Annotated in this window: 18 protein-coding genes; 5 read left to right on the top strand and 13 right to left on the bottom strand. The window is 69.4% G+C overall.

Annotated features, from left to right (window positions below; all coding sequences use genetic code 11):
• Positions 1-2: 2 nt before the first annotated feature.
• The 5 genes from ABZ348_RS29100 to ABZ348_RS29080 all read left to right on the top strand — a co-directional run bounded on the left by ABZ348_RS29100 (position 3) and on the right by ABZ348_RS29080 (position 4,922).
• The gene (locus ABZ348_RS29100; protein ID WP_358938028.1) at positions 3-1,025 is read left to right on the top strand and encodes an ABC transporter ATP-binding protein; all 1,023 of its coding nucleotides are present in this window, start codon (positions 3-5) and stop codon (positions 1,023-1,025) included.
• Positions 1,022-2,059, top strand: coding sequence for an ABC transporter ATP-binding protein (locus tag ABZ348_RS29095; protein ID WP_358938026.1), 1,038 nt, complete (start codon positions 1,022-1,024; stop codon positions 2,057-2,059). Before ABZ348_RS29100 ends, ABZ348_RS29095 begins: the two co-directional genes overlap by 4 nt.
• A complete protein-coding gene (locus ABZ348_RS29090) occupies positions 2,056-3,537 on the top strand; it encodes an aldehyde dehydrogenase (protein ID WP_358938024.1) in 1,482 nt (493 codons plus the stop codon). The genes ABZ348_RS29095 and ABZ348_RS29090 overlap by 4 nt, the downstream gene beginning before the upstream one ends.
• Before the next feature lie 68 nt (positions 3,538-3,605).
• A complete protein-coding gene (locus ABZ348_RS29085; RefSeq protein WP_358938022.1) occupies positions 3,606-3,893 on the top strand; it encodes a muconolactone Delta-isomerase family protein in 288 nt (95 codons plus the stop codon).
• 261 nt (positions 3,894-4,154) lie between these two features.
• On the top strand, positions 4,155-4,922 hold the full coding sequence (locus ABZ348_RS29080) for an aminoglycoside adenylyltransferase family protein (protein WP_358938020.1): 768 nt from the start codon (positions 4,155-4,157) through the stop codon (positions 4,920-4,922).
• Positions 4,923-5,140: 218 nt separating this feature from the next.
• Here the strand turns inward: ABZ348_RS29080 and ABZ348_RS29075 are convergent, their stop codons facing one another.
• The 13 genes from ABZ348_RS29075 to ABZ348_RS29015 form a co-directional block, all read right to left on the bottom strand.
• Positions 5,141-7,036, bottom strand: coding sequence for an ABC transporter ATP-binding protein (locus ABZ348_RS29075; RefSeq protein ID WP_358938018.1), 1,896 nt, complete (start codon positions 7,034-7,036; stop codon positions 5,141-5,143).
• Positions 7,037-7,147: 111 nt separating this feature from the next.
• Positions 7,148-7,810: a lysophospholipid acyltransferase family protein gene (locus ABZ348_RS29070; RefSeq protein ID WP_358938016.1), complete on the bottom strand. Its 663-nt coding sequence runs from the start codon at positions 7,808-7,810 to the stop codon at positions 7,148-7,150.
• 227 nt (positions 7,811-8,037) lie between these two features.
• Entirely contained in the window at positions 8,038-9,483 is a 1,446-nt protein-coding gene (gene tnpB / locus ABZ348_RS29065; RefSeq protein ID WP_358938014.1) for an IS607 family element RNA-guided endonuclease TnpB, read from the bottom strand.
• On the bottom strand, positions 9,480-10,064 hold the full coding sequence (locus ABZ348_RS29060) for an IS607 family transposase (RefSeq protein WP_358938012.1): 585 nt from the start codon (positions 10,062-10,064) through the stop codon (positions 9,480-9,482). Before ABZ348_RS29060 ends, tnpB begins: the two co-directional genes overlap by 4 nt.
• 314 nt (positions 10,065-10,378) lie before the next feature.
• The gene (locus ABZ348_RS29055) at positions 10,379-10,810 is read right to left on the bottom strand and encodes a nuclear transport factor 2 family protein (protein WP_358938010.1); all 432 of its coding nucleotides are present in this window, start codon (positions 10,808-10,810) and stop codon (positions 10,379-10,381) included.
• A 116-nt stretch (positions 10,811-10,926) separates the two neighbouring features.
• A complete protein-coding gene (locus ABZ348_RS29050) occupies positions 10,927-11,643 on the bottom strand; it encodes an SDR family oxidoreductase (protein ID WP_358938008.1) in 717 nt (238 codons plus the stop codon).
• A gap of 56 nt (positions 11,644-11,699) precedes the next feature.
• Positions 11,700-12,203 (bottom strand): DoxX family protein, encoded by a 504-nt coding sequence (locus ABZ348_RS29045; RefSeq protein WP_358938006.1) that lies wholly within the window; start codon positions 12,201-12,203, stop codon positions 11,700-11,702.
• 19 nt (positions 12,204-12,222) lie between these two features.
• The gene (locus tag ABZ348_RS29040) at positions 12,223-13,968 is read right to left on the bottom strand and encodes an FAD-dependent monooxygenase (RefSeq protein ID WP_358938004.1); all 1,746 of its coding nucleotides are present in this window, start codon (positions 13,966-13,968) and stop codon (positions 12,223-12,225) included.
• 56 nt (positions 13,969-14,024) lie between these two features.
• Complete coding sequence (locus tag ABZ348_RS29035; protein ID WP_358938002.1) at positions 14,025-14,948, bottom strand: VOC family protein; 924 nt, start codon at positions 14,946-14,948, stop codon at positions 14,025-14,027.
• Positions 14,949-15,675: 727 nt separating this feature from the next.
• Positions 15,676-16,215, bottom strand: a complete 540-nt coding sequence (locus tag ABZ348_RS29030; protein WP_358938000.1) for an ATP-binding protein — start codon at positions 16,213-16,215, stop codon at positions 15,676-15,678.
• A gap of 353 nt (positions 16,216-16,568) precedes the next feature.
• Positions 16,569-17,243, bottom strand: a complete 675-nt coding sequence (locus ABZ348_RS29025) for a CoA transferase subunit B (protein WP_358937998.1) — start codon at positions 17,241-17,243, stop codon at positions 16,569-16,571.
• A gap of 70 nt (positions 17,244-17,313) precedes the next feature.
• Positions 17,314-18,096, bottom strand: a complete 783-nt coding sequence (locus tag ABZ348_RS29020) for a CoA transferase subunit A (RefSeq protein WP_358937996.1) — start codon at positions 18,094-18,096, stop codon at positions 17,314-17,316.
• An 80-nt stretch (positions 18,097-18,176) separates the two neighbouring features.
• Positions 18,177-19,946, bottom strand: coding sequence for an FAD-dependent monooxygenase (locus ABZ348_RS29015; protein WP_358937994.1), 1,770 nt, complete (start codon positions 19,944-19,946; stop codon positions 18,177-18,179).
• Positions 19,947-20,157 lie beyond the last annotated feature (211 nt).

Here is a 20,157-nt window from a genome sequence, read left to right as displayed (position 1 = left end):
CCATGACCGTTTTGGACGTAGAACACCTCAAGGTCGCCTACCGCGGCCAGGACGCCCATCACAGCACGCCCCTGGAGACCGTGCGCGACGTCTCCTTCAGTGTGGCGGCGGGCGAATCGCTCGGAGTCGTCGGCGAATCCGGCTGTGGAAAGAGCCAGACCATGCTGGCCGTGCTGCGGATGCTCGGGAGCAACGGGGTCGATGTGTCGGGCCGGGTCGACTTCGACGGCAAGGACCTCACCTCGCTCACCCCCCGACAGATGCGGACCGTACGCGGCTCGGGCATCGGACTCGTCTCCCAGGACGCGCTGTCCGCACTCAATCCGGCGATGACCATCGGCGCGCAGATGGCCGAACCCCTCATCCACTACGACGGGTTCAGTCGTCGCGCCGCGGCCGAACGCTGTGCCGAACTCCTGGACATGGTGGGCCTTCCCTCGGCCCGTGAGCGCCTGCGCAACCATCCGCACGAACTGTCCGGAGGAATGCGCCAGCGGGTTCTGATCGCGATGGCGATCAGCCGCAATCCACAGGTCCTGATCGCCGACGAACCCACCACCGCACTCGACGTCACCATCCAGTCGCAGGTGTTGCAACTCATCGACCGGCTCCGCAAGGAGCTTCAGATGGCACTCATCCTCATCACCCACGATCTGGGCGTGGTGGCCGGCATCACCGATCGCATCGCCGTGATGTACGCGGGACGGATCGTGGAGATGGCGCCCACCACGGCACTGTTCGACACGCCCGGCCACCCGTACACCCGCGCCCTGATGGAGTCGATCCCCAGGATGGACCGCGCACGCGTGGACCATCTGCCGGCGATCCCCGGCTTTCCTCCCGACCCGGCCGCCCCGCCGCCGGGGTGCGCGTTCCAACCCCGCTGCTCCATCGCCCGGGCCGAGTGCGAGGAGTCCGTACCGGAGCTCCTCACTCCCGCGGGCCTCGTTGCCGGGCACCACGTCCGCTGCCCGTTCACCACTGCGGCCGGTGCCGGCGCGGCTGACCGAGGAGAGAGCGCATGACCACCGAGGCATCCCCACCGGACGCCGTCGTCGTCGAGGACCTGGCGGTTCGCTTCCCGATCCGCACCGGCGTGCTCCGTCGGGTGACCGGCACCGCGCACGCCGTGGACGGCGTCTCCTTCACCGTCCCCGCACGGAGCATCGTCACCATCGTCGGTGAGAGCGGCAGCGGGAAGACCACCACCGGACGGGCGCTGGTCGGGCTGTCGCCGATCGCATCGGGACGGGTGCAGGTGGAGGGCAGCGAACTCGACCTGCTACGCCGGGAGAAGCGGCTCCCCCGGCTGGCTCAGATCGTCTACCAGGACCCGTACGCCAGCCTCAATCCGCGGATGACCATCCGGGCGATGATCCGCGAGGTCGTCACCGTGCACCGCACGGTTCCCCGGGAGGCGGTCTCGGAGCGGGTCGAGGAACTGCTCGGGCAGGTGGGCATCCGCCCCGAGCTCGCCGACCGCTATCCGCACGAGCTCTCCGGGGGGCAGCGGCAGCGCGCGGCGATCGCCCGGGCCCTGGCGGTGGAACCCCGTTTCATCGTCTGTGACGAGATCGTCTCCGCCCTCGACGTCAGCATCCAGGGGCAGATCGTCAATCTGCTCAAGGACCTGCGTCGGGACCGCGAGGTGAGCTTCCTCTTCATCTCGCACGACATGAGCGTGGTGCGGCACATCTCCGACCAGGTCGTGGTGATGTACGGCGGGAAGATCATGGAGAGTGCTCCGTGCGAGGAGTTGTTCTCCGCGCCGCGCCATCCCTACACCCATGCGCTGCTCGGGGCCGTCCCGGTGCCGGATCCCCGCTCCCCCGGGCTCAGAAACGGCATTCGGACCCGGGCCGAACCGCCGGACCCCGCGGCTCCGCTGCCGGGTTGCCGCTTCCAGCGGTCGTGCCCCTTCGCCACCGACGTGTGCCGCGAGGGTGACTCTCCCCCGCAGGTGCCCGTCGGCACCACAGGTCACTCGGTGGCCTGTCACCACTTCGACTCACCGGCCGTCCGCGACGCCCTGTCCATGGAAAGGACCACCGCGCCATGACCTCATCCGCCCCTGCTGCCGAGCCCTACACCTCGCACACGCAAGGACGACGACGGCAGCCCGCAGGACCCGTCGTACCGTTGGTCGACCCGGCGACGGGAGCGACATGGGCCCGGGCGCACGTGGATCCCGATGCCGTCGACGACGCGGTCCGTGGCGCTCGTGAAGCGTTCCTCGCACCGTCGTGGGGAGGGCTTCCCTCGCACGCACGCGCCGATCTGCTCTACCGGCTCGGGGACGTCCTCGTCGCCCACACCGATGAACTGGCGTCCCTGGAGACGCTGGCCAACGGCAAGCCGTTGGCGGCGACCCGGGCCGAGGTGGGTGCACTGGCCCGTTGGTACCGCTACTTCGCGGCGGCGGCCGAGACCCTGGAGAGCCGGTCCCGTCCGCTCAGCGGTACCGCCGCCGCCCTGATCACCCATGAGCCGTTGGGAGTGGTCGCCGCGCTCACTCCGTTCAACGGCGCTCTTTCGCTGGGCTCGTGGAAGCTGGCGCCGGCCCTGGCCGCGGGCAACACCGTGATCCTCAAGCCCCCGCCGCAGGCACCGGCCTCCTCGGTCCGTCTCGCCGAACTGGCGTTGGAGGCGGGTTTCCCGCCAGGGGTGGTCAGTGTGGTGATCGGCGGTGCCGAGGAGGGGCAGCGACTGGTCCAGCACAACGACGTCGCGATGGTGACCTTCACCGGGAGCACCACGGTCGCAAGGACTCTCGGTGCCCAGGCCGCAGCGCAGATGAAACGTTACGTCTGTGAGGCGGGCGGCAAGTCCGCGCACATCGTCTTCGCCGACGGCGATCTCGACGCAGCCGTCACCGCCGCCCGACAGGGCGCCTTCTCCGCGGCCGGGCAGACCTGCGTCGCGGGCTCCCGCATCCTCGTCCAGCGCGAGGTGTACGAGGAGTTCCTCACCCGCTACGTCGACGCGGTCGCCCGGCTGCGCGTCGGCGACCCCCGCGATCCCCGTACCCACATCGGACCGGTCGCATCGGCAGCGGCGTTGGAACGCATCGAGTCCCTGGTCGACGACGCCCTGAGCCGAGGGGCCAAGGCGGCGACGGGCGGCCGTCGGGCCGCCGTCGCCGACGCCGAGGCCGGGTTCTGGTACGAGCCGACCGTCCTGGTCGACGCCGATCGGGAGCTCGCGGTCTGCCGTGAGGAGGTCTTCGGCCCGGTGGTCACAGTCCACCCGTTCGACACCGAGGACGAGGCCGTGGCGATCGCCAACTCCGTCGAGTTCGGGCTGGCCGCGGGCTTCTGGACCGCGGACAGTGCCCGTGCCCACCGGGTGGCCCGACGGTTGGAGGCCGGTGTGGTCTGGGTGAACACCTACCGCCTGCTGCACTGGAGCGTGCCGTTCGGCGGCTACAAGCAGTCCGGCATCGGGCGCGAAAACGGTGTCGAGGCGGTCGCCGAGTTCCTCCAGACGAAGTCCATCGTCACGGAACACGGCACACCGGCGGACCCCTTCGGCGACTGATCACGGGGCCGGCACGGCACCGTGCTGCGACCCATACGCACAACCCGACACCCACTAAGGAAGTACCGATGGAGTTCCTCGTCAACATCCGGATCTCATGGCCCGAGGGCATGGAACCCGAGCGCAAGGAGTCGATCTCGGAGGCGGAACGCCTCCGTGCGGCCGAACTCGTCGACGCCGGGCATCTGGTGCGCATGTGGCGCGTGCCGGGTCGCACGGAGAACTGGGGATTGTGGCGGGCGGCGGACCCGACCGAGATGCACACGATCATCTCCTCCTTGCCGGTGTGGCCGTGGATGGACGTCACCGTCCACGCCATGGCCACCCATCCGGTCGATCCGGGGCCGGTGGGCTGACGCAGGGCGGTGCGGGCGGTGCTGCCGTCGTGCGTCGGGGCATCCCGTCGCCCGCACCCGCTTGCACGGCCGCGGGCAGGGCGATCGTGTTCACCGCTCGCGCGAGGACGTGCGAGGACGTGCTTCGGCGGGACGGCTCGCCCGGTGAATTCGGTTGTTCCGGGCCGGTCCGTTGTCTACCATCTGCCCCTTGTCCTGGTGTCGACCGAGGCGGGGCAGGGTGTGGACCGTGGCCGATGGCCCGCGAAGGAAGGGTTCCCCGTGACCCAGACGAACGACGTGGTCGCCCTGGTCCATCGGGTGCTGGGTCCCCAGGTGATCGGGGTGTACTCCCATGGTTCCGCGGTGCTCGGCGGAATGCGTCCGCACAGCGACATCGATGTGTTTGTGCTGATCACCGGACGGACCACGGAGACCCTACGACGGGAGTTGGTCGAACGACTGCTGTTGGTGTCCAGCCCGGATGCCCTCAGCGGTGTCCGACCGGTGGAGCTCACCATCGCCGTACGGTCCGATGTACGACCGTGGCACTATCCGCCGCGGCGGGAGTTCCAGTACGGCGAATGGCTGCGCGACTCCTACGAGGGCGGCTGGATCCCCTCGCCGACGCCGGATCCCGATCTGGCTCTGCTGATCACCATGGTGCTCCAGGGCGACAGCCCGTTGGCCGGCCCGCCACCGGGCGAGGTCCTCGACCCCGTTCCGTACGGGGACGTCATCAGGGCGTTGACCGCGGGGGTGCCCGAACTGCTGGGCGAACTGCACTCCGACACGCGCAATGTGGTCCTCACGCTCGCCCGGATCTGGATGACCTTGGAGACCGGCACCATCGATTCCAAGGAATCGGCGGCAGACTGGGCCCTCGTGCGGCTCCCGGCCGACCTCCGCCCCGTACTCGCCCATGCACGGGCCGTCTACCGGGGAGAGACCGAAGAGCGTTGGGACGGGTTCGCCACCCTGCTGGAACCGTTCGCCGACCGGGTCGTGCGGGCCATCGCCGCGCTGGGGGACGGCACACCACGGGTGTGAGGAGCTCGCACAACGGCAACCGGGCATCACCGGACGGATTCACTGTTCGCTCCATCCGCTACTGCCGGGTCGGAGGACGATCCGTCCGTCGTGCCGGATGCGGAGGATGACGACGACTCTGCACATCACGGCTGTTGTCGTACTTGACCGAGAACACGAAGTGCGGCAGCCCCGTCGGGCCGCCCGGGACGGGCCGGCCTCGTGGGACTGCCGCACCTTCACACCAGTGCACCCGCGTCGGCGTTCCGCTCCACGGAGTCGGCGAACTGTGTCCGGTACAGCTCCGCGTACCGCCCCTCCTGTGCCAACAGGTCCTCGTGAGTGCCGCGTTCCACCACCCGGCCCTCCTCCACGACGAGGATCAGATCCGCGGCGCGCACCGTCGAGAGCCGATGCGCGATCACCACGGCGGTACGGTCCTCCAGTGCCTCGGCGAGCGCCGCCTGCACCGCTGCTTCCGAGGTGTTGTCGAGGTGGGCGGTGGCCTCGTCGAGGATGACGACGCGCTGCCGGGCGAGGAGGAGCCGGGCGATGGTCATGCGCTGACGCTCGCCGCCCGACAGCCGGTAGCCCCGCTCCCCGACGATCGTGTCGAGGCCGTCGGGCAGTGCCCGCACCAACTGGTCGAGCCGGGCGCGGCGCAGTGCGTCCCACAGTTCGTCCTCGGATGCCCCGGGTCGGGCCAGGAGCAGATTGTCGCGTACGGACTCGTGGAAGAGGTGGCCGTCCTGCGTCACCATGCCCAGGGTGGAGCGCAGCGATTCGGCCGAGAGGTCGCGCACGTCGATCCCGCCGATACGGACGGCGCCTTCGTCCACGTCGTACAGCCGGGGCAGCAGACTGGCGAGGGTGGACTTGCCCGCCCCGGAGGAGCCGACGAGGGCGACGGTCTGTCCCGGCTCCACCCGGAAGGAGATCCCGTGCAGGACCTCTTCGCCGTCCCGGGTGTCGAGAGCGGCGGCCTCCTCCAGCGAGGCGAGGGACACCTTGTCCGCGGAGGGGTAGCTGAACCGCACATCGCGGAACTCCACCGACACCGGCCCCTGGGGCACGTTGCGGGCATCCGGCTTGTCTTCGATCAACGGCTTGAGGTCGAGGACCTCGAAGACCCGCTCAAAGCTGACCAGGGCGCTCATCACCTCGACGCGTGCGCCGGCCAGGGTCGTCAGGGGCGCGTACAACCGGGTCAGGAGCAGGGCGAGGGAGACGACGGCGCCGGGCTCCAGGCTGCCCCGGAGTGCGTAGTAGCCGCCGAGACCGTAGACCAGGGCGAGCGCGAGGGCGGAGACCAGGGTGAGTGCGGTGACGAAGGCGGAGTACGCGAGGGACGTGCGCACGCCGATGTCACGGACCCGACCGGCCCGGGCGGCGAACTCCCGTGACTCGTCCCCCGGTCGTCCGAACAGTTTGACCAGGGTCGCTCCGGGTGCGGAGAACCGCTCGGTCATCCGGGTGCCCATGGCTGCGTCCAGTTGGGACGCCTCGCGCCGCAACCGGGCCATCCGGGTGCCCATCAGTCGTGCGGGCACCACGAACACCGGGAGCAGGACGAGTGCGAGCAGGGTGATCTGCCACGACAGCGTGAGCATGACGACGAGGGTGAGCACCAGGGTGACCAGGTCGCTCACCACGCTGGACAGGGTGTTGCTGAAGGCCCGCTGCGCCCCGATCACATCGTTGTTGAGACGGCTGACGAGCGCCCCGGTGCGGGTGCGGGTGAAGAAGGCGACGGGCATCCGCTGGACGTGGTCGAAGACGGCGCGTCGTAGATCGAGGATCAGGCTTTCGCCGAGGGTGGCGGAGAGCCAGCGTTCCACCAGGCCGAGGGCGGCTTCGACGACCGCTATCAACGCGATCAGCAGGGCGAGTTGGATGACGACGCGGGACTCGCCTCCGGAGACGATGACGTTGACCACGCGTCCGGCCAGCACGGGCGTGGCCACGGCGAGCAGTGCGGTGAGGACGCTGATCAGGACGAACTGGAGGATGCGGCGGCGGTGTGGGCGGGCGAAGGCGCCGATGCGACGCACGGTGGCGCGGGCGAAGGGGCGTCGTTCCTGTTGGGCGTTGACGACGGACTGGACCTGTGTCCAAGCGGTGACTTCGATGCTCATGAGCCCGAAGGTAAAACCTCAAGCTTGATTGAGGTCAAGGGGCGACTTGGCCGTCGGGAAGCAGCCTCATGAGGGACCCCGAGTTCTTCAGCGGTCGGTGCCGTCTCACGGTCACTCCACCCGGGCGGCCGGTTCGTCGAGGTGTGCGGCTGCCGTACGCCAGGCGGCGGTGACCGCCTCGTGGGCACGCGCAGTGGGAATCGGATGCCCTTCCGACATGAGGACGGGCGCCCCGACATGGACGTGGAGCGTCGGCCGGCGCAAGGGTGCCGTGACCGCTCCCGCGATTTGCTTGGCACGGCTTCCCGACGTGATGCGCCGGGCACCGGCCTGCCCCAGCGGAATGATCGGGGCTCCGGTGCGTTGCGCAAGTCGGGACAGCCCGGTGCGGAACGGCTCCGGGGCTGCTTCCGCGACATCCCTGCGGCGCGGCAGACCGCCTTCGCCGTAGATCAGGACGATGCGGCCCCGGGCCAGGGCTTCGGCTGCACCGTCCAGGGCGGCGGCGGCTCGACGGTCCCTTCGGTACACGGGTATGTGCCCCTCGCGCGCCAACGCCCCGCCGAGTAGGGGGATCCGCCAGAGACCCGCTGCCGCCATGACGACCGGCTCGACCCCCAGTTGGCGCAGGGCGGCGAGCACGACCACGGGGTCGGCCAGCGAGGTGTGATTGGCGGCGACGATGCTGCCCGGCGCGAAGTCGGCGTCGGCATCGACGGTGACCGACAGACGACCGACGGCGGGCACCAGGGCGCCGGCGAGACGGCTGAGCATATGCGGATCCTCGGGTTCTCGAACGAAGTGATCTCCATCGTCGCCCGAGCCACTTCCTCGGACGTGAGTACGAGTACTCAACCACCTCGCGCAGCGTCCCCACCCGAGATTGCCCGGTTTCGGCGACCGAGGGGTCAACTGGTGAGATGGGCGCTGGTTCCTCCCGTTGCCAAGACCGTAGCCAGGTCTCAGCATTCCGGGCATTTCGGCCCGGAAGGTCCGTCACATCACCAAAGCGTGAGGGCTTCGGCTTGAGTACGGTCTCTCGTTTCCGTCTGCCGCTGGTGCGGCAGGGTTGCGCCACCTGCCCGCCCCGCACTCGTCTTGCGACGGGTGCGGGTGGCGCGGGTCTTCTGGTCGGCTCCACGAGGCTTCGACACCGCTGGTGCGGTGTCCTGGTCTCCGGCCACTCCGGTACCAGTTACTACGGCTGCCGCGAGGGCGGCGAGGTTGCGTGCGGCGTTGTCGTCCCGGTCGATGACCAGGTGGCAGGCGTCGCACTGGTAGGTCCGGATGTGCAGCGGCAGCTTGGCTTTCACCGCGCCGCACCCGGAACAGGTCTTGGAGGAGGGGTACCAGCGGTTCGCGACCACGAGGCGGGTGGCGTGGCGCTGGCGCGTCTTGTAGTCGAGCTGGCGGCGGATCTCGCCGAATCCGGCGTCGGCGATGCGGCGGGCGAGGCGCCGGTTCTTGAGCATGCCGGCGACGTTGAGGTCCTCGACCGCGACCGTGCCGTACTCGGCGGCCACGGCCGTGGTGAGCTTGTGCAGGGCGTCCTCGCGGAGGTTCGCCACGCGGTGGTGCACCTTGTTGCGGGCGGCGTTGGCCTTCTCCCACCGCTTCGACGGCTTGCGTCCGGTGCGGCGGTCGGGGCCCTGGCGGCGGGACACGGTCCGGGAGGCGCGGCACAACTGCTTGCGCGCGGCGTCGTAGTGCCCGGGATTCGCGACGGTGCGGATCTCACCCGTCGAGTCGGCCATGACTGCGAGGGTCTTCACGCCGAGGTCGATCCCGACCGCGACATCCGGGCGCGCGACGCGTTCCAGGTCGCGCTTGACCTCGACCTGGAACGAGACGAACCAGCGCCCGCGTTCGTGGCGGACGGTCGCGGACAGGATCCGCGCCGTCCCGGCCTGGACGCGGGCCAGGAGCTTCACCGTGGGTTCGTGGGTGCGGAGCGTGCCCAGCCTCGGCAGGGTGACGTGTCGGCCGTCCGTGTCCACGCGGATCGTGCCGGTCGTGAACCGGCAGGAAACACGCGCCTTCCGCTTCGACTTGAACCGGGGCGCGCCCATCCGCTTGCCGTTCTTCGACTTCGCGTAGTTGTCGAACGCGGCCGAAGCGTTCGCGAGACCAGTGTTGTACGCCTCCTTGGAGTTCTCCTCCCACCAGGCGGCGAACCTCGGATCGGTGTGCTTGGTCTCGTTGAACGCCTTACGCAGGGCGGGCAGCGACCACGGCCGCCACTCGGTCAGCGACTCTTCGGGGACGCCGTAGGACTCCTCCGCGCGGCGCTGCCACCACGACGCCTCAACCCAGCCGACAGCCCAGTTGTACGCGGCACGCGCCGCACCGCAGTGCGAGCGCAGCGCGTGCTCCTGGGTGGCGTTCGGGTCCAGCGCGAACCGGAACGCCTGCACCACGAACCCGGGCTGCGGCTGGAACTTCTTCATTCGGCGGCCTCGCCGGTCGCCACGGCCACCGCGCGAGCGGCCCGGTTCCTCGCCGCGCGCCGCCCGTACAAGCGGGCGCACATCGACGTGAGGACTTCGGTGATGTCCCGTACGAGGTCGTCAGCGGTCTCGGTGGGGTCGAGGACAACAAGGCGCCGCCCGGACGCCGACAGGACCGCTTCGAGGTGCTCGACGCCGAACCGGGCCAGCCGGTCGCGGTGCTCGACCACGATCACCGCCACCTGCGGGTCGGACAGCACCCGGTGCAGCTTGCGCCGCCGCCCGTTCAGCCCCGAACCGACCTCGGTCACGACTTCCGCGACCGACAGACCAAGCCCGTTCGCCCCGTCCACCACCCGTGACGCCTGCCGGCCCAAGTCGGCCTTCTGGTCGACTGACGAGACACGGCAGTACGCCACCACCCGCCCCGACACCGCAGAGGCATCCGGAGCGGGCACGGCGACCAGCCAGGTCCCGGACGGCGCCTGGGTGACTGGAACGGGCATCTTGCCGTCCTTCACCCATCGCCAGGCGGTCTGGTAACTCACGCCCTGCTGCCGCGCCCACTCCGAAAGCTTCACAAGATCAAGATATCCGGGACGTGCGACTAGAAGTGACTATGAATGACTAGAAAATCCGTAGCAGCTTTCACCCCCTTCAGTCCGCCGGGGCCGCCCCACACCACGGTCAGCGAGCCCCTGGCCGTACGGGTGCCCACCACTTGTACGGCGCCGGAGGCTCTCCCGGTGGGCAGCCCCCGGCGCTGCCCACCCACTGCGGTCCCCCCGGCCGACTGCTCTCCTCGGCCGGGACGCTCCTGCGGAGTGCCCCGGACCGCGCCACACACCGCGGGACCGTGGCGTACCGTGCCTCGGCCCGTACGTGCGTAGGCCGGTCAGGCAGCCGCGAGCCAGGGGTAGCGCTCGGTGTCGGCATCGCCGTAGTCGGGGTCGAGGTAGATGTGCAGACGCCGGATCTTCCCCTCCCGGATCTCGAACACATTGCAGAACCGTCCGCCGAGCCCTTCGGTGGCACGCCATCTCGTGCCGTCCGCCAGTTCGCCGTGGGTGGTCCCCTCCACGATGAGGAAGTCCCCCTGGGCGATGTAGTTGAAGTAGGCGATCTCGTGGACCACCGAGCGGAACAACACGAAGATGTCGCCGAAGAGGCCCCGGACCTCCTCAAGACCCCTGGCCGGCGCGTGCTTGGGGAAACAGACGTACGCGTCGTCCGCGAACAGGTCGAGGAAGTCCTGTCCGGCGTCCATGCGCTTGAAGTACGCCTCCGCTACGGCCCGCGGAGAGAGGTGCGAGGTGCTGTCGGTCATGACGGTGTTCCTTTCGGGAGGGTGCGCGGTTCAGGTGGGGGGCGGTACGACAGGGCAGGTCTGCGTTTCCCGGCACCGGCCCGGCCGTGGCCGGGGGACGGCCGCCGGGCCCGCGGTCAGGCGAGGTGCATTCCGGCGTCGACGACGAGGTTGGCGCCGTTGATGCCGCGGCATTCGAGGAGGAACAGGGTCGACTCGACGATGTCGTCCGAGGTGGGGAGGCGCTTGGCCGGCGTGCGCTGGCGCATCGCCTCGAACCAGTCGCTGCGCACGTCGTCCGCGTCGTCCACGGCGGCGGTTCCGGTGACGATGCCCGGCGTGATGGCGTTCACCCGTACCGGCGGAACCTCCACGGCGAGCGAGTTGACCAGGCCGATGATGCCGGCGTTCGCCATCGAGATCGTGGTCGAACCGGGTACCGGGCGCCACATCGAAAGACCGCTGAACATCACCACGGAAGCGTCATCGGTGAACTTCGGCAGTGCCTCGTGCACCGCCGTCGCATAGCCGACCGTCTTCATCAGCGTCGTGCGGGCGCAGTCGTCCGGACGGAAGTCGGCGATGGTGTTGAAGTCCCGGTCCAGGGCGGTGAGCACGAGGTGGTCCACACGGTCCAGCCCGGCGAACAACTGCCTGATGGAGTTCCAGTCCGTGAGTTCGCAGACCGCGCCCGTGGCGAGGGGTCCGAGTTCCTCGGCGCGGGCCTGTGCATCGGCCTTGTCGCGCCCGGTGAGGGTGACGCGGGCGCCGCGTGCCACACACGCCTTGGCGACCTCGTACCCCAGCCCTTTGGTGCCTCCGATGACAACGACGTGACTGTCTTTTCCGACCATGAGTGATGCCTTTCGCTTTCGCCGCGGGGAGTTGCGGTGTGTTGGGAGGAGTGCGGTCACGCAGCTTGGCGGCGGAGCTCCCGGGACGCCCTGGAGATGGCGATCAGCCCGGTGACGAGGCCGAGTGCCAGAGCGGCGGAGCCCCAGCCCGCGCCGGACAGGTCCTCCCACCCCAGTGCACGATCGAGCGACCACTCCCCCGGGCCGGTGTATCCGAGGCCGAGCGCCAGGCCGCCGTACACCAACGGGAGCTCATAGCCGCCGTTCTGGGCCCAGATGCCCTTCGACACATTGACCGAGCCGGCGACCAGCATGGTGCCGAAGGCAATGGCTGCGCCCAGGGGCGTCAGCAGTCCGAGCACCACGAGCGCCGCAGCGGTCAGTTCGCAGACGGCGGCCAGGATGACCAGGGACTTTCCGGGGCGGAACCCCCACGTCTCGAAGACCTTGCCGGTGCCTTCGGGGCCGTGCCCCCGGAACCACCCGAACATCTTCTGTGCCGCGTGGCCGAAGAGGAGTCCTCCGAGGAGGAGTCTCAACAAGAGCAGGCCGATTTCCATGATGGTTCTCCTTGGGTGCTCAGCCGAGGCCGAGTAGTTGCCGCATGACGTTCCGCAGGGTCTGGGCGGGATCGGCGGTCATGTCCTGGGAGCGCCAGGCGATGTGTCGGTCCGGACGGACGAGCAGACAGCCGCGGTCGTCGACTTCACGGGCGCGGCTCCAGTCGCCGTAGACGTCGTCATACGCCAGGCGGTAGCCCACGGGACGGGGCACTATCTCGACGCCGAGTTCGGTCGACACCTGTTCCGCTGCGGCGAGCCACGGCTCGCCCCCGATGCCGGTGAGCAGGGCGAAGTCGCCGTGGCCCGTCAGATCGAGGGTCGAGATGCGCTCTCCCGCGTGCTCCAGCCATACGTGCGGCAGGCTGGCGCCCGGGTGGGTCGTGGGCTGGTGGAAGAGTTCGGCGTCCCGGAGTCGAGCGGGCTCCGCCGTGCCATCGGGAACCACTGCGCCCGAGGCATAGCGCTGTCCGAGCTCCACACCGTGGGCGTTGAAGTGGTAGTCGTTCTCCCGCAGGATCTCTTCCAGTTGGTGTCTGCGCTCGCGGCCCTGCTCGCTGTCGCTGAAGAACTCGGCGAGGGCCGCTTTGCCCTCCTCGTCGCTCTGGCCGGCGCGGACACCCAGTACGGAGGGGATTTCGGCAACCAGTCCGACGCTCTTCAACGCCCGGTCGACCACCTGTCTGCCGACCGGATGGCGCTCGGCGTGATAGCTGTCGAGCAGTCCGTCGCCGGCCTTGCCACGTACCGCCAGGGCGATTTTCCAGGCGAGGTTGTAGGAGTCCTGGACGGAGGTGTTGGTGCCGAGTCCGTTCGCCGGGGGGTGCCGGTGGGCCGCGTCACCGGCGAGGAAGACGCGTCCCTTGCGGTATTCGGTGGCGAGCACGTGGTTCATCTGCCACTGGCTGATGTCCTTGATGCGCACGTCGACGGAGGGGTCGCCGATGGTGGCGTGCACCCGGGCGAGCATGGCTTCCTCGCTGATGTCGAGCTGTTCGACGGCGGGGTCGTAGACGACGATGAGCACCCACTCGGTCCAGGGCTTGAGACAGATGTAGGTGCCCGCGCCGAGCCAGAAGTCCTTGCCCGGCTGGACGGTGAAGAACAGCGTCCCGGGCCGGTGTTCCCGGTAGCGGGTGAGATCGGCTTCCAACCACACGTTGACCGCGTGGCCCAGTCCGGTCTCGCCCTCCAGGGAGAATCCGAGGCGTTCGGCGACGGTGCTTCGACCGCCGTCGGTTCCCAGGGCGTAGCCGGCCTTGATGCGGTAGGTCTCGCCTGTGGCCCGCTCGATGACGGTGCCGTACACCGCGTCCTCGTCCTGGGTGATGTCCAGCAGTTCGGTGCCGAAGCGGATGTCGGCCCCGTTGTCGAGTGCTGATTCGAGGATGATCGGTTCCAGCAGGTGCTGTCCGACGTTGCTCATCGTGCACGGGCTGGCCGCCTCGTAGTCGGCCTTGCGGTCCACGCGGGTTCCCCACGCCTTCATCCGGGCGAGTTCCTGCCCGGCGAAGCTGGTGGCCCACACGTTGTCGCCCATCAGGTCGCCCGGTGTGGCGACCGCGCGCACCCGGTCTTCGATGCCCAGGTCGCGATAGATCTCCATCGCTCGCTGGTTGGTGATGTGCGCACGCGGGGTGTGGGCCGTGGCGGGGTACTTGGTGACGGTGATCGCATCGACGCCGGAGCGCGCGAGGAGTGCGGAGGCCGTGAGTCCGGCGGGGCCCGCGCCCACGATGAGGACGTCGGTCTCAAGAGTGCGCATGGGCGTGACAGCCTCTCTGGCGGACGGTTTCCCGGAAGTGGGAGATGACGTGCTGGTCATGACGCTTGGTGCGAACCGGTCATCAGCGCCGCGAGGTCTTCGGGGTGCAGGAAGGACGCCGGGGGCGGCGGACCCCAGCTGAAGAGGCCCTTGGCGCCCTCCAGCGTCTCGGGCGTCCACAGTTGGTCGTCGAGAATGGTGTCCATGTCGGAGTAGTACTCGGAGAAGTTGCCGGCGGGGTCCTTCAGGTACCAGAAGAAGTTCGACCCCGCGTGGTGGCGACCGAGGCCCCACACATGGCGTTCGGGGTGTTCCTCCAGCATGGAGAAGGCGCCCCTGCCGACCTCGTCTATGTCTTCGACCTGCCACGAGGTGTGGTGCAGGAAGTTCACCGGGGCGGCGAGCACGAGGACGTTGTGGTGGTCGGTCGAGCAGCGCATGAAGGTCCCGTGGCCCTTGATGGCATCGCTGGTCTTGAACCCCAGTCCGTCCGTGAAGAAGCGCCGGGTCACCTCGTGGTCGGTCGAGCCCATCACGACGTGCCCGAGCTTGCGGGGGCGTACGGAGTGTTCGCGCAGGACGCCGGGGGCACGGCCGGGGCCGCGCTCCCTTCGGCCCGGTCCGTTGTAGGGCGTCGGCGGCTCCTCGGCCTGGGTGATGCGGTCGGCGACGCGGATCACGGCCCGGAACCCGGCGACGGGCTCGTGGGTGACCACCGCGGTGCCCTCGCGCCAGGAGGGGATGTCGAGCTTCGCCAGACGGCTGACGATCCGGTCCAGGTCGTCGGGGTCGTCGACGCCCATGCTCAGTTCGAGCAGACGACGGGTCGGGGCGTGCTCGATCTTGAGCTGCTGCCCGGCGTCGCGGGTGGTGAACCACCCGGTGTCGTCCTGGGTCAGACCGAAGTCGGAGTAGTAGGCGGCCGTCTCGCCGACGTTGGGAACCCCGATGACAAGAGAGTTGAGGCGGTGGAGCGGCATCGTTCCACACTCCTTACGGATGCTGAAGTGATCTCAGAAGCTCCGTGCTGCGGCCCTCTGCGCGCAGTTCGCGGATGTCCCGTGTGTGGTTGGTGGGGTCGCGGATCACGGGCGGACCGGGGGCGTTCCCTACCGCGGAAGCGGCCGGACGACGCTCACGGACGGTGTTCGCGACTCCTTCGCCGGGTGACCGCCGGGCTTCGACGGCCATTCCGGATGTCATATGTGTACGGCACCACATTCGGCGAGTCAATAAGCTTTCGAAAGTTACAGATACTTTCGCTAAATGTTTCGCGGGGCCCCTCCCGCCGCCGTCCCGCAGCGGCCGCGACGGCGCCGACGGGTGTCCGACGCACATCGATGCGACATCCCACCCCACCGACGGGCGGCCGATCGAGGAATACGCCACCCCGAAGGAGCACCCTTCGATCATCATCACCGAATCTGATGACAACTTTCGAGAGTGTCTTGACGTCTGGAACCGCGTGGGGCTAGAACGGGTCCCAGGACGACCACCCCCGCGCGCCCCGCCGGCGCCCGGGCGCACCGCCTCGGGCGATGCCGCCGGGCCGAAGGGGCGGGGCGCGACGGGGGTCCAAGACCCCGAAGGTGCGGCTCCTGTCCCTGCCCTGGCGTGGAGTCGCACCTTCGGACCGAGGGGCGCACGGATGGCGTGGACGCGCTCGACGCGACCGCCACTCGACCGCTGCCCGAACACGGGCCCGCCCTACCCTTGCCCGCCGCGAGCGACGGCGGCCACCGGCAGCGCGACGCTGACCTGACAGCCGTGCTCCTTGAGTTCGACGTGCATCTGACGCGCGAGGGCCTCCACGATGCACGTGCCCCGGCCGTGTTCGTCGGGGTCGAAGTCCTCCTGGGGGCGGTGCGTGACGCACGCGCCGGAGTCGACGACGGCGATCAGTAGTACGCCGTCCTCCAACGCCATGACCAGGGTCGTGTCCGCATGTCCGTGCTGCACGGCATTGACGGTCAACTCGTCCACGATGAGCACTGCCGAGTCCCGGTCCTCCTCCACGATCCGCCAGGCGCGGAGCAGGTCGGAGGTGAAGGTGCGCGCCGTCCGCACCCACTCGCCCCGGGAGGGCAGGGCCAGCAGGGCGTGCCGACTCGTGGGGCGGGGACAGGGGATCGGAGAGGTCGAATGGGTCAGGGTCTTGGGTTCGCCGGAGGAGAACATCGTCGTCCTCTCATCGAGGGTGACCGACGAGTGACGGGGCAACCACCGCGCGGCACTGGCGGCTGCCATGATCCGAAGGCCGAAGAGGGCCCGGCCCTGCGCCGCGGGTGGGGCGACCCGATGGATCGTCCGGCCCGGCGAGGCCCCCGTGGGTCGCTGTTCAGGTGCCGCTTCGAACAGCTCTACCCCGAATCTTTTTGTATGCGCATGAATGTAACATGGCCGACTTGGGCGCTATTCCCGTCCGATGTGCGAAATCGGCCTGGATGTGAGTGCGAGCCTCAATGAGCCGCTCGGACCTGCCTGACCTGCACAGACATCTCTCCCTTGCGCTCGCTCCGGGCGGGCGCGGGAGGAGGGGAGCCCGTCCGCCCCGCCCGGCGGACGACGCCACTCGACGACACTCCCCGGGATGGGTCCCGTCAGAGCGCTTCGACCGGAGGGGCCGCCATGGAGACGGGCGGTGCGGGCACCAGCAGATCGGGCTCCGTACGGTCGCGCACGTCCTGCACGGTGACCCCCGGAGCCAGTTCCCTGAGCACCAGGCCCTCGGTTTCGACGTCGAGGACCGCCAGGTCCGTGATGATGCGCTGCACGACCCCGCGACCGGTGAGCGGCAGGGTGCAGGAGTCGACGATCCGGTACGCACCGTCCTTGGTGAGGTGTTCCATCAGCACGATCACCCGTCGGGCGCCGTGCACCAGGTCCATCGCCCCGCCCATGCCCTTGACCATCTTCCCGGGGACGACCCAGTTGGCCAGATCACCCCCGGCGGACACCTGCATCCCGCCCAGGACGGCGACGTCGAGATGACCGCCCCGGATCATTCCGAAGCTCAGGGACGAATCGAAGAACGCGGCTCCCGCAATCGTGGTGACCGTCTCCTTGCCCGCGTTGATCAGGTCCGGGTCCACGTCCTGGGGGGCCGGGTAGGAGCCCACGCCGAGGATGCCGTTCTCGCTGTGCAGCATCACTTCGACGCCCGCGGGAAGGTGGTTGGGGAGAAGGGTCGGCAGACCGATCCCGAGGTTGACGTACTGTCCGTCCGAGAGTTCCCGGGCGGCCCGGGCAGCCATCTGCTCCCTGGTCAACGACACGCGCTCGCTCCTTGTCCGTACGACGATGGATGGGGTCCCGCATCCCCGAAGGAGCGGGGTGGGTACGCGATCACGGTGTCGTTTCCGGCTCGCGGGGAGCGCTCACGGTTCGCCGCTCCACTCGTTTGGCCGCCCGGGGGTCGCTGGCCGACGCCAGCACGATCCGCTGGACGAACACCCCGGGCAGATGGATCTCATCGGGGTCGAGTTCGCCCGGTTCGACCAGTTCCTCGGTCTCGACGACGGTGATCCTCCCCGCCATCGCCACGAGCGGATTGAAGTTGCGCGCCGAAGCGTGGAACACGAGATTGCCGTGCCGGTCCGCCTTCGCGGCCCGTACCAGGGCGAAGTCGGTGGTGATGGCCCGCTCCAGTACGTGGACCCGGTCGTCGAAGGTCCTCAGCTCCCGGGCGGGCGAGGCGACGGCGACCTGGCCGTTCGGCCCGTAGCGCCAGGGCAGTCCGCCATCGGCGACCTGGGTGCCCACCCCCGCGGGGGTGTAGAAGGCCGGGACACCCACACCGCCCGCGCGCAGCCGCTCGGCGAGGGTGCCCTGGGGTGTGAGTTCCAACTCCAGCTCGCCCGCCAGGTATTGGCGGGCGAACTCCTTGTTCTCGCCCACGTACGAGGCGGTGACACGGGAGATGCGGCCGGCCGCAAGGAGCAGACCGAGGCCCCAGTCGTCCACGCCGCAGTTGTTGGACACCACGGACAGTTCGCGTGCACCGGAGTCGAGTAGGGCTCCGATCAGCACACTGGGTATGCCGCAGAGGCCGAAGCCGCCGGCGGCGATGGAGGCTCCGTCGCCGATGTCGCCCACCGCTCGCGCGGCGGAGGGCACTGTCTTGTCCATGTGACCTCTTCGGGAAGGGTGTCGTCAGGGGTTGTCCCGCTCCGAGTGGCACGGCACCCGGCTCGGGAGGGCTGTACGGGTCAGGCCCCGGGGCGGCGCACTGCGGCGGGCCGGGCGAGGATCACGTCGAGGGCGGCCCGTAGTGCCTGCTCGGGGTCGGCGGCCAGGTCCTGGCTCCGCCAGGCGATGTGCCGGTCGGGCCGGACCAGGAGGCAGCCGCGCTCGGCGATCTCACGCAGGCGCGCCCAGTCGCCCAGGACGTCGTCGTAGTCGCACCGCTCGCCCACGCGGTGGGCGGGCAGTTCGATGCCGTACTCGACGGCCAGCTTCTGCGCGGCGTCGAGCCAGGGCTCACCGCCGATCCCGGTGATCAGGGAGAACGTTCCCCCTCCCGCGAGGTCGAGGGTCGAGACGCGCTGTGTGCCGTACTGGAGCCAAGCGTGCGGGAGGTACGCCCCGGGGTGGGTGGTGGGGTGGTAGTAGAGCTCGGGATCACGGGTGAAGGGCGGGTAGGGCGTGCCGTCGTCGATCACCGCGGCGGATGCGTACCGCTGTCCCATCTCCACGCCGTGACAGTTGAACTGGTAGTTCTGGAGTTCCACCGCGGCGTTCAGTTCGCTGCGGCGCCGGCGTCCCGTGTCGCTGTCGCCGAAGAGTTCGGCCAGGCTCGCCCAGCCGTCCTCGGCGGTCTGTCCCGGGCGGAAGCCCAGGGCCTGGGAGACGGGGAGCATGTCGGTGACGCTCTGGAAGGCGCGCTCCACCACCTGGCGTCCCACCGGACGGCGTTCCTGGTCGTAGCTGTCGAGCAGTTCGGCTCCCGCCTGGCCGTGGATGACGGCGGCGAGCTTCCAGGCCAGGTTGTAGGAGTCCTGGAGGGAGGTGTTGGAGCCGAGGCCGTTGGCGGGCGGATGGCGGTGGGCTGCGTCACCGACGAGGAAGGCGCGTCCCTTGCGGTACTCGCGGGCGACGACCCGGTTGATCTCCCAGCGGCTGACCGATTTGATGCGGATGTCGACGGTCGGGTCACCGATGATGGTGCGGGCGCGGGCGAGCACCGCCTCTTCGCTGACGTCCGGCTCGCCCGCGGCGGGGTCGTACATGAAGAGCATGACCCACTCGGTCCACGGCTTGACGCAGATGAAGGTGCCACTGCCGACCCAGTAGTCGTTGCCCGGCTGACACATCCAGTAGAGGGTCCCCGGCCGGTGTGCGGTGTGGTGGGTGAGGTCGGCCTCCAGCCAGACGTTCGCCGCGGCGCCGAGTCCGCTCTCACCCTCGAAGCCGAACCCGAGTTCGGTGGCGACCGTGCTCCGTCCGCCGTCGGCGCCGATCACGTACTGGGCGCGAACGGCGTACTCGGTGCCGGTGGTGCGCTCCCGGACGGTGGCGAGCACTCCGTCGTCGTCCTGGTGGATCGCCACCAGTTCCGTGTTGAAGCGGATGTCCGCCCCGGCCTCCTGGGCGGCTTCGAGGAGCACGGGCTCCAGGACGTGTTGGGGAGCGTTGCACATCGAGGACGGGCTGGACGCCTCGTAGTCGGCGCGGCGTTCGATGCCCGCGCCCCAGGTCATCAGTCGGGCGATCTCCTGGCCGGAGAAGCTGGTGGCCCACACGTTGTTCCCCATCAGATGGTGGGGCGTCGCGAGTGCTGCCACGCGTTCTTCGATTCCCAGGTCTCGGAAGACCTCGCCCGAGCGCTGGTTGGTGATGTGGGCCCGGGGTGAGTTCGCCGTCCCCGCGTACTTGGTCACGGTGATCGTCTGGACGCCCGAGCGGGCGAGCAGGGCCGTGGCCGTCAGGCCGGCCGGTCCGGCCCCGACGACGAGGACGGAAGTGTCGAGGGTTCGCATCGAAGCCTCTCCCTACTGAGCTGGTCCGAGATGGTTTCCGTGTGGTGGTTCACGGTGGTCATGAGGGCACGAGGTGGTCGGGGTGGGAGGAGGGACGGCGGAGTGGTCCGTCCCTCCTCCCACCCCGTGCGCCCGGTGGCCGGCGTTCGTTGGCGTCGGCGCTCCGGACGCTGATCGAGGTCGGCCGACCCCGACCTCGGGGACACCTCCG

Origin of the sequence: Streptomyces sp. NPDC005963 (assembly GCF_040638655.1) — a bacterium.
Taxonomy (GTDB): Bacteria; Actinomycetota; Actinomycetes; order Streptomycetales; family Streptomycetaceae; genus Streptomyces.
Note: the sequence above shows the minus strand (reverse complement) of the source record. Positions and strands in the feature narration are given on the sequence as shown.

Excerpts from the sequence above, each read along its gene's own strand:
- ABZ348_RS29100 (WP_358938028.1), top strand. The coding sequence starts at position 3 with ATGACCGTTTTGGACGTAGAACACCTCAAGGTCGCCTACCGCGGCCAG.
- ABZ348_RS29095 (WP_358938026.1), top strand. The coding sequence starts at position 1,022 with ATGACCACCGAGGCATCCCCACCGGACGCCGTCGTCGTCGAGGACCTG.
- ABZ348_RS29090 (WP_358938024.1), top strand. The coding sequence starts at position 2,056 with ATGACCTCATCCGCCCCTGCTGCCGAGCCCTACACCTCGCACACGCAA.
- ABZ348_RS29085 (WP_358938022.1), top strand. The coding sequence starts at position 3,606 with ATGGAGTTCCTCGTCAACATCCGGATCTCATGGCCCGAGGGCATGGAA.
- ABZ348_RS29075 (WP_358938018.1), bottom strand. The coding sequence starts at position 7,036 with ATGAGCATCGAAGTCACCGCTTGGACACAGGTCCAGTCCGTCGTCAAC.
- ABZ348_RS29070 (WP_358938016.1), bottom strand. The coding sequence starts at position 7,810 with ATGCTCAGCCGTCTCGCCGGCGCCCTGGTGCCCGCCGTCGGTCGTCTG.
- tnpB (WP_358938014.1), bottom strand. The coding sequence starts at position 9,483 with ATGAAGAAGTTCCAGCCGCAGCCCGGGTTCGTGGTGCAGGCGTTCCGG.
- ABZ348_RS29055 (WP_358938010.1), bottom strand. The coding sequence starts at position 10,810 with ATGACCGACAGCACCTCGCACCTCTCTCCGCGGGCCGTAGCGGAGGCG.
- ABZ348_RS29050 (WP_358938008.1), bottom strand. The coding sequence starts at position 11,643 with ATGGTCGGAAAAGACAGTCACGTCGTTGTCATCGGAGGCACCAAAGGG.
- ABZ348_RS29045 (WP_358938006.1), bottom strand. The coding sequence starts at position 12,203 with ATGGAAATCGGCCTGCTCTTGTTGAGACTCCTCCTCGGAGGACTCCTC.
- ABZ348_RS29040 (WP_358938004.1), bottom strand. The coding sequence starts at position 13,968 with ATGCGCACTCTTGAGACCGACGTCCTCATCGTGGGCGCGGGCCCCGCC.
- ABZ348_RS29035 (WP_358938002.1), bottom strand. The coding sequence starts at position 14,948 with ATGCCGCTCCACCGCCTCAACTCTCTTGTCATCGGGGTTCCCAACGTC.
- ABZ348_RS29030 (WP_358938000.1), bottom strand. The coding sequence starts at position 16,215 with ATGGCAGCCGCCAGTGCCGCGCGGTGGTTGCCCCGTCACTCGTCGGTC.
- ABZ348_RS29020 (WP_358937996.1), bottom strand. The coding sequence starts at position 18,096 with ATGGACAAGACAGTGCCCTCCGCCGCGCGAGCGGTGGGCGACATCGGC.
- ABZ348_RS29015 (WP_358937994.1), bottom strand. The coding sequence starts at position 19,946 with ATGCGAACCCTCGACACTTCCGTCCTCGTCGTCGGGGCCGGACCGGCC.